Below are 11,617 nucleotides of genomic sequence, written 5' to 3'. Positions count from 1 at the left end.
GATGCGCAGAACCCGCCGCTGGATCCTGATCGGCATCGTCGCTGCCACCGCCCTGGCGCTGCTGGGATGGGCGTTCATGCCGCGCCCGCTGGCGGTGGAAACGGCGGTGGTGGACAGCGGGCCGTTCGAGCGCACCGTGGACGAGGAGGCCCGTACCCGCGTGCGCGACCGCTACGTGATCTCCGCGCCATTGGCCGGGCGCCTGTCGCGGATCACCCTGCGCGAAGGCGACGCGATCGCCCACGGCGCGACCATCGCCATCCTCACGCCGACGCTCTCGCCGATGCTGGATGCGCGCAGCAAGGCGCAGTTGTCTGCACGGGTGGAGGCCGCCGACGCGGCGGTCGCGCGCGCGCAGGCGCGGATCGCGCAGACCCGCACCGCGGTCGCGCAGGCGCGCGACACGCTCGCCCGCGAAGGGCGACTCGCCCGCGACAAGCTGATCGCTGCCGGGCGACTGGAAGCCGACCGCCTCGCCTTGCGCGCCGCCGAGCAGGAACTCGCCGCCGCCGAGCAGGATCGCCACGTCGCCGGCCACGACCTGGAGCAGGCGCGGGCGGCGTTGTCCGCCGTGCGCGACGACGACGACGGCGCGTTCGCGGTGCGGGCGCCGGTTGCGGGCCAGGTGCTGCGCGTCGTGCAGACCAGCGCCGATACCGTGCCGCTGGGGGCGCCGCTGGTGGAGATCGGCGATCTCGGACGGATGGAGATCGTCGCCGAACTGCTGACCACCGATGCGCTGCGCACGCCGCCGGGCACGCCGGTGCGCATCGAACGCTGGGGCGGCGCGACGCCCTTGCACGGACGCGTGCGTCGGGTCGAACCGTCGGGGTTCACCAAGGTCTCCGCGCTCGGCGTCGAGGAGCAGCGCGTCAACGTGCTGATCGACCTCGTCGATCCGCCGGAGACCTGGCGCGCGCTGGGCGACGGCTACCGGGTGGAGGTGCGGATCATCGCGCTGTCGCGCGACCGCGTGCTGCGCGTGCCGGTGAGCGCGGTGTTCCCGCGGCCGGGTGACGGCGCGGCGGCCGACGATGCCGCCGGCGACCCGGACGGCGCCATGCCGATGGCGGTGTTCGTGGTGCAGGACGGTCGTGCCCGTTTCCGCGAGGTGCAGGTCGGCGGCCGCAACGGCCGCGAAGCGTGGATCGTGTCCGGGCTGCGCGCCGGCGAGCGCGTGATCGTCTATCCCGGCGACGCCGTCGCCGATGGCGTGCGCGTCGCCCCGCGCACGATCGCCGGGGGGCGCGGATGATGCCGCCGCATGGCCTGACCCGCGCCGAAGCCGAGGCCCGGCTGCGACGGGACGGCCCCAACACCTTGCCGGAACCGGAGCGTCGCCGCTGGCCGCGATTGCTGGCGGAGGTGTTGCGTGAACCCATGCTGCTCCTGTTGCTGGCGGCGGCGGGGCTCTACCTGTTCCTCGGCGACACCGGCGAGGCGGCGGTGCTCGGCGCTTCGGTGCTGGTGGTCATCGGCCTGACCCTGTACCAGTCGGTGCGTGCGGAGCATGCGTTGCAGGCCCTGCGCGCGCTCGGCAGCCCGCGCGCACGCGTGTTGCGCGACGGCACGCCCTGCGAAGTGGCGGCGCAGGTGCTGGTCGTCGGCGACGCGATCCTGCTGGCCGAAGGCGACCGGGTGCCTGCCGATGCGCGCTTGTGCGGCGATGCGGTGCTGTCGCTGGACGAGTCGCTGCTCACCGGCGAATCGCTGCCGGTGCGGCGGGCCGCGACGAACGGCGAACGCGAGCGCGGCGACGGAGAGGGAGACGGAGAGGACGCGGCGATCGTGCGCGCCGGCACCTGGGTGGTGCGCGGCGATGCGATCGCGGAGGTCGTCGCCACCGGCGAGCGCACCGCCCTCGGACGCATCGGTGCCAGCCTGCGCACGCTGCATGCCGAACGCACGCCGCTGGAACGGGACATGCGCCGCGTCATCGTGCTGTTCGCATCGATCGCGCTGGTCACCTGCGTGCTGATGGTGGTGTCGTACGGCCTGCTGCGCGGCGACTGGGTGCAGGCGCTGCTGGCCGGCGTGACCCTGGCGATGTCGAACATCCCCGAGGAGTTCCCGGTGGTGCTCAGCGTGTTCCTGGCGCTGGGCGGCTGGCACATGGCGCAGCGCAAGGTGCTGGTGCGCCGGCCGCCGGCGATCGAGGCGCTGGGTGCGGTCACCGTGCTGTGCACCGACAAGACCGGCACGCTCACCGAAAACCGCATGGCGCTGGTCGAGACGTGGCCCGACGACGACGATCCGCAGGGGCGGGCGGCGCTGCTGCACATGGCGCGACGGGCCAGCGCCGCCGCCAGCCACGATCCGATGGACCGCGCGCTGCTCGCCGATGGCGATGCGCGCACGGACGACGATTGCCTGCGCCACTATCCCTTGTCGCCGACGCTGGCGGCCTATGTCGCGATCTGGCCGGGTGAAGCGGGCGCTCCCCTGCTCGTCGCCTGCAAGGGCGCGCCCGAGACCGTGGCCGCGCTGTGCGCGCTCGATGCGGGCGCGCACGCGGAAGCGCTCGCGCAGGCCGAGGCGATGGCCGCGCGCGGCCTGCGCGTGCTGGCAGTGGCCGACGCGGCATGGCCCGGCACGATGCCGCTGCCGGACGATCCCCGGGCGTTCGCCTTCCGCTGGCACGGGCTCGTCGCCTTCGCCGACCCGCTGCGCGCCGCGGTGCCGGCGGCCGTGGCCGAGGCGCGCGCGGCGGGCATCCGCGTGGTGATGCTCACCGGCGACCATCCGCGGACGGCCTGCCACATCGCGGCGCAGGCGGGCCTCGCGGCGCACGCACGGGTCGCGCTCGGGTCGGAGATCGCGGCGCTGCCGGACGCCGACTTCGCCGTCGTCGCGCGCGATGTCGACGTGTTCGCGCGGGTCCGTCCCGACGACAAGCTGCGCCTGGTGCAGGCGCTGAAGGCCGACGGCGCGGTGGTCGCGATGACCGGCGACGGCGTGAACGACGCCCCCGCGCTGGCCGCCGCGCACGTCGGCGTGGCGATGGGCGGGCGTGGCACCGATGTCGCCCGCGAAGCCGCATCGATCGTGCTGCTCGACGACGACTTCGCCTCGATCGTGGCCGCGGTGCGCATGGGCCGCAGCCTCCACGACAACCTGCGTCGCGCCGTGCGCTACATCATCGCGGTGCATGTGCCGATCACGGGCCTGGCCCTGCTGCCGCTGGCGCTGGACGTGCCGCTGATCCTGCTGCCGCTGCACGTGGTGTTCCTGGAGATGATCGTCGACCCGGCCTGCGCCTTCGTGTTCGAGCGGGAACCAGCCGACGCCGACGTCATGCGCCGCCCGCCGCGGGCCGTGGCGGCGCGCCTGATCGATGCCGGCATGCTGTTCGGCAGCCTCGCCCGCGGCCTGCTCGCGTTTCTCGCGGTGATCGCGGTGCACGCGGCGGCGGGGCATGCGGAACTGCCGGTGGCGATGCAGGGCGCGCTGACCTTCGCCGCGCTGGTGGCGACGAACCTCGGTCTCATCGTCGTGCATCGCGGGCGTCGCCCGTGGCGCGAGCGGCTGCGGCGCCCCAACCCGGCGTTCGCCTGGGTGGCGGGCCTCACGCTCGCCTTGCTCGTCGTCGCGATCCTGCTGCCGGGGCCGGCGGCCTGGTTCCGGTTCGTGCCACCGTCGCCCGCGTGGCTGGCCGCGGCGGTGCTGCTGCCGTGGATCGTGCTGGTCGGCGTCGAGGCCGCGATCCGGCGCGTCGCCCCCGGCACACGTCACGCGGACAGCTGACGCGTCCGCTCATTTCCGCGGCAGCAACCCCGCATCCGCCAGCAGCGCCTTGCCCAGCGCGATGCGCTTCGCGCGGTCCTCGGCGGTTTTCGGCGTGGCGCCGAGGGCGAAGCTGGCGCCGCCGCGCGGGCCTTCGATCCAGCCGATCCACCACACGTTGCCGCTGCCGTCGCCGTCCTGGTGCGTGCCGGTCTTCGTGTAGAGCGTCATGCCGCCGACGGCGTCGTCGCGCATCGCGGCCTTCACCGCGGCGATGGTCTTCGCCGAGAACGGCAGGTCGCTGCGGCGCAGGCGGTCGACGAAGGCCAGCTGCTGGCGCGCGGTGACGGTCAGCACGCCGTCGTGCCAGGCGCCCTTCGCGTCGTTGCCGATGCGGCCGTTGCCGTAGCCGACCTTCGCCACCCACGTCGCCAGCCGCTCGCGGCCGATGCGCGCGGCGACGGTGCGGAAGAACGCTTCGCTGGAGGTCTGCATCGCTTCGCGCAGCGCCATGTCGCGCTGCCATTCGGGATGCTCGGCATAGCGCGTGCCGTCCCAGCGCACGATCTCGTCGGCACTCTTCAGCGCGCCGGTCTCCAGCGCGATCAGGCCCAGCATCACCTTGAACGTCGACGCCGGTCGCAGCGGCACGTCGGCGAGCGCGGCGCCGTGCACGACCTGCGCCGGGCGGCCGTCGCGTTGCAGCAGGAAGGTGCCGGCGTGGCCGTAGGCGGCGAAGCGCGCGTCCGTCGCGGCCGTGGCGCATGCGGTGTTGGCGGGCGCCATCGGCGTGGCCGCGAACGCCGGTGTCGTGGCGAGCGCGATCAGGCCTGCGGCGATCGGGAAGAGGAAGCGGGTGGGCATCGGCATGGGGCGGCTCCTGCGAAAGCGGGCCTGCAGTGTGCCGCGCGATCGCCGATGCGCCGCGTGATGCCGACGTCACTCGCGTCACGTCGTTCGGACGATTCGCACGGCCGTCATCCGCACAGCCACGCGATGCCGCGATTGACCGCGTAGCCGCCTACCACCAGGTAGACGAACAGCAGCGCCGCCAGCGCCAGCGGTTTCGCGCCCGCCTGGCGCACCGCGCCCAGATGCGTGCGCAGGCCGAGCGCGGCCATCGCGAGCGTCAGCAACGCGGTGTCCAGCCGCACCAGCGCGTCCACCGACCACGCCGGCAGGATCCCCAGCGAATGCACGCCGCTGACCACGACGAAGGCGACCGCGAACCACGGGATCGCGAGCCGCGGCGCGTGATCGGGCGACGCGCGGTTCCCGCGCAGCATCGCCGAGAGCACCAGCAGGAACGGCGCGAGCAGCATCACCCGCATCATCTTCTCGATCACCGCGGTCGCGGTGGCGGTGTCGCCCACGCCGCGGCCGGCCACCACGACCTGCGCCACCTCGTGGACGGTCGAGCCGACGTAGACGCCGTAGGCGTGCTCCGAAAGACCGAGATGCGGATACAGCCACGGGTAGGCGAACATCGAGAGCGTGCCGAACACCACCACCGTGGCGACCGCGACCGACACCTTGTGCGCCGGCGCACGCACCACCGGCTCGGCGGCGATCACGGCCGCCGCGCCGCAGATCGCGCTGCCGGCGCCGATCAGCATCGCCGTCTGGCGATCGAGTCCCAGCAGCCGCGTGCCCAGCGCCACCGCCAGCGGGAAGACGGTGGCGACCATCAGTGCATCGATCGCGGCGCCGGCCCAGCCCACGTCGGCGATCTGCTGGAACGCGATGCGGACGCCGTACAGCACGATCCCCGCGCGCAACAACGTGCCTTTCGAAAAGTCGATGCCGGAGGCGACGCGATCGGCGATCGCGGGCAGCACGGTGTTGCCGACGACGATGCCGAGCAGGATCGCCAGGGTCAGTGCGCCCAGCCCCCAGCGCTGCGTCCACGGCAGCAGGGAGGCGAGGAGGGCCGCGCCGGCGACGGCGCCGGTCAGCGCCAGCCCGCGCCACCATGCGGGATCGCCCGGGAGGCGCGGGCCGTGGGCGGCGCGCAGGCGGAACGTCGACGACATGGTGGAGGCCTCGTGGCGCCGGACGCACCGGCATGGCGCAAATGCTGGCCCCGCGTCGCCCATGCGTCCAATACACTGTTTTCAGGAAACGATGAGGTCAGGTTATGCGTCTGAATCTGCACCTGCTGCGGGTGTTCTTCGAGGTCGCCGAGCGACGCAGCTTCTCGCGGGCCGCGGAGGCGTTGCACATCAGCCAGCCGGCGGTGTCGAAGGCGGTGCGCGAACTGGAGCGCCTGGTGGACCTGCCGTTGATCGAACGCGGGCCGCGGGGCACCAAGGGCGTGCGGCTGACCGAAAGCGGCATGGCGCTGGCCGAGCACGCGCGCGGCATCTTCGCGCTCGAACGTGCCGCGCTCGATGATGTGCGTGCACGGCGCTCGCGGCAGCGCGGCCGGTTGACGCTCGGCGCCAGCACCACCATCGCCGGCTACTGGTTGCCTGCGCCGTTGGCGACGCTGGCGAAGCGGCATCCCGACGCCGACCTGCGCGTCGTGGTGTCGAACACCGACGCCGCTGCCGCCGCGCTCATCGACTGCACCGTGGATCTGGCGCTGGTCGAAGGCACCGTCGATGACCCGCGCATCGTCTCGACCCCGTGGCGCGACGACCCGCTGCGGATCGTGGTGCCGTCGGATGTCGGGGCGGCGCGAGGCCGTGCATCCGCGACGGCGGCGCTGAACGCGGCGACCTGGCTGGTGCGCGAACCCGGCTCGGGCACGCGCATGGCCGCTGAAACGATGCTGCGGTCGCTGGGCATCGTGCCGGCGCGCACCGTCGAACTCGGCAGCAACGAGGCGATCGCGCGCGCGGTCGCGGCCGGCCTCGGGGCCGCGATCCTGCCCGAGTGCGTGGTGCGCGACCTGCTGCGGCTGGGCGAGGTCGCTTGCCTGCGCCATGCGGGCGCCGAGCGCTCGCGTCCGCTGTTCCTGCTGCAACTGCGCGAGCGACCGATGTCGCCGCTGGCGACGGCGTTCGTGGAGACGTTGGCGCACTCCGGCAAACCGCGTCGTCCGCCGCGGCGCGGGGCGCGTCACTGATGTCACCGCCGTCACCGCGACGGACCGCCCGTGCCAGACTGTGGCGATGACCACCTCCGCGACGCCACGGCGACGCGCACCGGCGAAAGCGCCGGCTGCGCACGAGATCGAGATCGAACTGGGCACGCCCGCGCGCGTGCAGGGCCAGCCCGCGCGACACCAGTCGCTGTGGCTGCTGCTGCGGCTGTGGCTGGCGGCGCAGTCGGGCGAAGGCTGGGTGCGCGAGGCGCAGGTGCGCGAGCGGTTCCCCAATGCGCGCAACCTGCGGATGATCGTCAGCCGCGCCTACACCGACTTCGCGCGCTGGGGCCTGCGCGTGGGCTGGGGTACGGATCGCGAACGCGCGCCCGACCTGCTGCCGCTGGCCGGTCGCAACCGCGGCCCGTACTGGCTGGCCGACGGCGAGGCCGCGCGCTTGCAGCTGCGCCTGCACGGCGAGCCCGCCGACGCACAAGCGGTCAGCGCCTGGCTCGGCGCCACCGCGGCGGCACAGGCGGCGTCCGCGCCGGATGCCGCCAGCCGCGCGTCGCCGGCGTACTGGCACGCCTGGGCCGGCGCGCGCCGCGACATGCTGGACGGGCGGCTGATCCTCGATCGCGAACACGGCGCGCTGGCCGGCTACCGCCGCGCCCAGCACCTCACCGACGATCCGTGGCTGCAGGCGCTGGCGCTGCTGCAGCAGGCGATGGTGTGGCGCCGCGCGGGCAACGCCGACGCCGCCCGCGCGGTGCTGGCCGAGCTCGACCGCCACTGGCACGACGAACAGGCGCCCGAGCACGCGTGGCTGGGCGCGATGGCCGCGATCGTGCGCGCCTGGTGCGCCTACGCCGGCCGCGATGCGCAGGCGGCGAAGCAGATCCTGCGCCAGGCCACCGAGGACCCGCGCTGGACCGGGCTGTTCCAGTACCACCCGCGGGTGCGCAGCGAGCACGCCAACCTGCAGGCACTGATCCACCGCGCGCTGGCGCTGGACGAATCGGTCGACGTGGTCGAACGCAGTGCCGCCGCGCGCACCGCGGTGCAGTACTACCGCGCCGCGATCGCACTCGCGAACGAGGCCGAACTGTTCGACGCCGCGGCCTCCACCGCCAGCAACCTCGGCTGGTCGCTGTGGCTGTTCCAGCGCTGCGGCCTCGACGTGCCGGGCGAAGACGGCGAGCCGCTGCGCTGGATCGGGCTGGCGGCGTGGCTGAGCGGCCGCCACGGCGTGGGCGGCGGTGGCTGGAACACGATCTACCTGCTGCGCATGGCGCGGCGCGGCGGCCCGGAGACGCCGCATCCGCGGCTCGACGCCTTCCGCCGCTGGCCGGTGCTGTCGCCGGAAGCCTTCCGCGCGCTGATCGCGCCGATGACGCTGCACGTGGAATGGCCGTCATGGCGCGAACTGGCCGCGACCATGCAGGCCGACGTCGACGCCGGCCGGGTGCAGGTCGACGCGCTGCAACGCGCGAACGTGCTGCTGGAAGTGGCGTGGTACGAGGCCCACGACGGCGATCCCGCACGCGCGGCCGACGCGGTCGCGCGCCTGCGCCGGCGCCTGCGCGAGCTGACGCCGGCCGACCGGCTGTTCTTCCGCGATGCGCTGCGGCGGCTGCCGGAGACGATCGCCTGAACCGCGCCCGCGGCGCGGGCATGCGGTCGCCGGCCGGTTCGCGCTAAGCTGCGGACCCGTTCCGCCGGAATCGACGCGCGCATGCGAACCCTCATCCTGCTCCGCCATGCCCACGCCGAACCGGCCGCCGCCGGCCAGGCCGACGCCGACCGCGCGCTGTCCGCGGAGGGCCTGGCCGAAGCCGAGGCCGCCGGCCGCTGGCTGGCCGAACAGGCGCTGGTCCCCGACCGCGTGCTGTGCTCGCCGGCGCGGCGCACGCGCGAGACCCTGGAGGCCGTGCTGCGCGGCATCGGCTTCGTCGAACAGCGGCTGGCCGACGCCATCTACGAAGCGACGCCGGGCGCGCTGGCCGAACTGGTCGACGAACACCGCGAGATGGACCGGCTGATGCTGGTCGGCCACAACCCCGGGCTGGAGCGCCTCGCGGCGCTGCTGCACAGCGGCCAGTCCGGCGACTACCGCGGCATGCCGCCGGGCAGCATCGCGGTGCTGGAATTCAGCGGTGACGGCGCGGTCGAGCCGGGTTCGGCGACGCTGTCCGCCTTCTGGTGGCCGTGAGGCCGACGGCGACGCCCGTCGCCTGTCTCGCGGTCTGCGCGCTGCTGGCGGCAACGCAGGCCGCCGACGCGGCGGAGATCGACCCGGCGACCACCCGCATCGGCTTCACCCTGAAGACCCGCTGGGGCCAGGTGTTGCAGGGCCGCTTCCCGAAATACAGCGGCGAGATCGAGACGCTGGAGGACGGCCGCCGTCGCGTGCGCCTGCGCCTGTCGGCGCGCGACATCGAGATCGTCGGCCATCCCAGCTACACCGGCATGACCCGCGGCGACGGCTTCTTCCAGGCCGACCGCTTCCCCGAAGTGGATTTCGTGTCCGAACCTTACGCCCCCGTACTGCTGGACACCGGCGGCAAGCTCGCCGGCCAGCTGACCATCCGCGACGTGCAGCGGCGCGAGACCTTCGCGATCGCGCCCGGCACCTGCGCGCGTCCCGCGCAGGACTGCGACGTGGTCGCGAATGGCAGCGTCCGCCGCACCGACTACGGCGTCGACCGCTGGGTGTTCGCGGTGTCGGACCTGGTGCGGTTCACGCTGCGGCTGCGCGTGCGCGAGGACGGTGAATGAGCCTGCGCGCGCTGTTCGTCGCGGTCTGCGCGCTGGCGCTGGGCGCGTGCTCGACGCTCTCCACCGCCGACCAGGCGCGGGTGGGGGCGGTGATCGAAGCGGCGCGCAGCACCGAAGTCGCGTGCACGCGTGACGACGCCTGCGCGCGCCCGTCGCCGCTGCGCGCGCTGGGCGTGCGCGCGGCCGGCGGTGTGCAGGCGGAAGCGCCCGCGCCTGCCGTCGCGCGCGAGGCGTCCGCCGCGGTTCCGCCGGCGTCTCCCGAATCCGTCGCCGCAGACATCGCGCCCGCTCCGACTGCGCCCGCTTCGTCCGCACCAGTCCCCGCGCCTGCGGCCGCAGCGACGCCCGCCACGGCACCGCAGCACTACGCGCTGATCCTCGACTACGGCCAGGACGCGCTGCTGGCGCGGCTGGACCTGATCCGGGGCGCGCAGCGCAGCATCGACGTGCAGACCTACATCTTCGACGAGGACGATGCCGGGCATCTCATCCTCGACGAACTCCTCACCGCCGCGCGGCGCGGCGTGAAGGTGCGGCTGCTGGTCGACCAGCTCGCGGCGCTCAAGCGCATCGACACGCTGGCGGCGCTGGCCGGCGCCCACGCCAACTTCGAGATGCGGGTCTACAACCCGGTGCTGGGGCGCGCGCACTTCGGCTATCCGATGTACGCCTGGGCCACGGTCTGCTGCTTCCGCCGGCTCAACCAGCGCATGCACAACAAGCTGGTCGTGGTCGACGACCTGGTCGGCATCACCGGCGGCCGCAACTACCAGAACGACTATTACGACTGGGACGCGCGCTACAACTTCCGCGATCGCGACGTGCTGGTCGCCGGCCCCGCGGTCGCCGACATGGCCGCGCACTTCGAGACGTTCTGGAACGCGCCGCTGAGTACGCCGCTGTGGCGGCTGCGCGACGTCGGCCAGTTGGTGCTGCGCGACGGCGTGCCGGCAGTGCAGCATCCGTCGCCGGAATTACCGAAGCGGGTGGAACTCATCGGCCGCGACGCCGACGACGCTGCGCTGGTGCGCAGCCGTCTGGTCGACATGGCGATGCCGGTGCGCGACCTGCGCTACATCGGCGATCGTCCCGAGAAGCATGGCGACGCGCCCGGCGGCCCCGCGGCGTCCTCGCACCTGCTGCGCGAACTGATCGGTTCCGCCCGGCAACGCGTGCTGCTGCAGACGCCGTACCTGGTGCTGTCGAAGCCGGCGCAGGAGCTGTTCCACGAATTGCAGCAGCGCGACCCGCGCCCGCACGTGGTGGTGTCCACCAACAGTCTCGCCGCCACCGACGCGTTCATCCCGTACGCGCTGTCGTACAAGTACAAGCGCCGCTACCTGCGCGACTACAAGTTCGAGATCCACGAGTTCAAGCCGTTCCCGCAGGACGCGCCGATCGACGTGGAGGCGACCGGCACCGTCGAGGTGGCGTGGGACGAGGACGGCACGCCGATGGTGCTGCGCGACCCGAAGGCGCATGCGCATCCGTCGGCGGTCGCCGGCAGCGGCAGTCGCTCGCCCGACCGGCCCACGCCGCTGGCGCGCGAGTATTCGGCGCTGCGCTATTCCAAGCGCGGCAGCAACGAGCGCGTGCCGCTGGTGCGTGGCGGCACCCGCTTCGGCCTGCACGCGAAATCGGTGGTGATCGACGACCGCATCGCCATCATCGGCAGCCACAACTTCGATCCGCGCGGCGACGACTACAACACCGAGGGCGTGGTGGTGATCGAGGACCCCGCGTTCGCGCGGGCGCTGTCGGCGAGCATCGAGCGCGACATGCGCCCGGAGAACGCGTGGACCATTGCCCGCCGCGACAAGCCGCCTGTGTTCTCGGGGCTGGAGTATTCGCTGGCGAAGATCTCGGAGCACCTGCCGCTGTTCGATTTCTGGCCGGTGCGCTACGCGACCAGCTACGAATTCGTGCCCGGCCCCGAATGCCCCGCGCCGCTGTCGCCGCGCGATCCGGAATTCCGCCGCTGCTATCGCCCGGTCGGCGACTTCCCGGAAGTGGCGCCGGTGATCCGGCCGCTCACGCGCATCTTCACCGCGTTCGGCGCGGGCCTGGCGCCGATCCTCTGACGCGCGA

General features: G+C 73.4%; 9 protein-coding genes. 7 read left to right on the top strand and 2 right to left on the bottom strand.

Annotated elements, in window-relative coordinates; translation table 11 throughout:
* Window position 1: 1 nt before the first annotated feature.
* Entirely contained in the window at window positions 2–1,255 is a 1,254-nt protein-coding gene (locus tag ACT53R_RS15800) for an efflux RND transporter periplasmic adaptor subunit (RefSeq protein WP_476172863.1), read from the top strand.
* Window positions 1,252–3,744, top strand: a complete 2,493-nt coding sequence (locus tag ACT53R_RS15795; protein WP_476172862.1) for a cation-translocating P-type ATPase — start codon at window positions 1,252–1,254, stop codon at window positions 3,742–3,744. The genes ACT53R_RS15800 and ACT53R_RS15795 overlap by 4 nt, the downstream gene beginning before the upstream one ends.
* Window positions 3,745–3,753: 9 nt before the next feature.
* Here the strand turns inward: ACT53R_RS15795 and ACT53R_RS15790 are convergent, their stop codons facing one another.
* A complete protein-coding gene (locus ACT53R_RS15790; RefSeq protein WP_476172861.1) occupies window positions 3,754–4,593 on the bottom strand; it encodes a penicillin-binding transpeptidase domain-containing protein in 840 nt (279 codons plus the stop codon).
* Window positions 4,594–4,700: 107 nt separating this feature from the next.
* The gene (locus tag ACT53R_RS15785) at window positions 4,701–5,756 is read right to left on the bottom strand and encodes a YeiH family protein (RefSeq protein ID WP_476172860.1); all 1,056 of its coding nucleotides are present in this window, start codon (window positions 5,754–5,756) and stop codon (window positions 4,701–4,703) included.
* A gap of 104 nt (window positions 5,757–5,860) precedes the next feature.
* Between ACT53R_RS15785 and ACT53R_RS15780 the strand changes: the two genes are divergently transcribed.
* The 5 genes from ACT53R_RS15780 (at window position 5,861) to ACT53R_RS15760 (ending at window position 11,610) form a co-directional block, all read left to right on the top strand.
* The gene (locus ACT53R_RS15780; protein ID WP_476172859.1) at window positions 5,861–6,793 is read left to right on the top strand and encodes a LysR substrate-binding domain-containing protein; all 933 of its coding nucleotides are present in this window, start codon (window positions 5,861–5,863) and stop codon (window positions 6,791–6,793) included.
* Between the two features lie 46 nt (window positions 6,794–6,839).
* On the top strand, window positions 6,840–8,405 hold the full coding sequence (locus ACT53R_RS15775; RefSeq protein WP_476172858.1) for a hypothetical protein: 1,566 nt from the start codon (window positions 6,840–6,842) through the stop codon (window positions 8,403–8,405).
* Between the two features lie 81 nt (window positions 8,406–8,486).
* Window positions 8,487–8,963 carry a SixA phosphatase family protein gene (locus ACT53R_RS15770; protein WP_476172857.1) on the top strand — a complete coding sequence of 159 codons (477 nt, stop codon included), beginning with the start codon at window positions 8,487–8,489 and terminating at the stop codon, window positions 8,961–8,963.
* A complete protein-coding gene (locus ACT53R_RS15765; protein ID WP_476172856.1) occupies window positions 8,954–9,529 on the top strand; it encodes a YceI family protein in 576 nt (191 codons plus the stop codon). The genes ACT53R_RS15770 and ACT53R_RS15765 overlap by 10 nt, the downstream gene beginning before the upstream one ends.
* Window positions 9,526–11,610 carry a phospholipase D family protein gene (locus ACT53R_RS15760; protein ID WP_476172855.1) on the top strand — a complete coding sequence of 695 codons (2,085 nt, stop codon included), beginning with the start codon at window positions 9,526–9,528 and terminating at the stop codon, window positions 11,608–11,610. The genes ACT53R_RS15765 and ACT53R_RS15760 overlap by 4 nt, the downstream gene beginning before the upstream one ends.
* Window positions 11,611–11,617 lie beyond the last annotated feature (7 nt).

This window comes from Lysobacter sp. DMC104, assembly GCF_056313665.1.
This window is presented reverse-complemented; position numbering and strand designations above follow the sequence as displayed.

Coding starts and splice junctions, on each gene's coding strand:
- ACT53R_RS15800 (WP_476172863.1), top strand. CDS start 2: ATGCGCAGAACCCGCCGCTGGATCCTGATCGGCATCGTCGCTGCCACC.
- ACT53R_RS15795 (WP_476172862.1), top strand. CDS start 1,252: ATGATGCCGCCGCATGGCCTGACCCGCGCCGAAGCCGAGGCCCGGCTG.
- ACT53R_RS15790 (WP_476172861.1), bottom strand. CDS start 4,593: ATGCCGATGCCCACCCGCTTCCTCTTCCCGATCGCCGCAGGCCTGATC.
- ACT53R_RS15785 (WP_476172860.1), bottom strand. CDS start 5,756: ATGTCGTCGACGTTCCGCCTGCGCGCCGCCCACGGCCCGCGCCTCCCG.
- ACT53R_RS15780 (WP_476172859.1), top strand. CDS start 5,861: ATGCGTCTGAATCTGCACCTGCTGCGGGTGTTCTTCGAGGTCGCCGAG.
- ACT53R_RS15775 (WP_476172858.1), top strand. CDS start 6,840: ATGACCACCTCCGCGACGCCACGGCGACGCGCACCGGCGAAAGCGCCG.
- ACT53R_RS15770 (WP_476172857.1), top strand. CDS start 8,487: ATGCGAACCCTCATCCTGCTCCGCCATGCCCACGCCGAACCGGCCGCC.
- ACT53R_RS15760 (WP_476172855.1), top strand. CDS start 9,526: ATGAGCCTGCGCGCGCTGTTCGTCGCGGTCTGCGCGCTGGCGCTGGGC.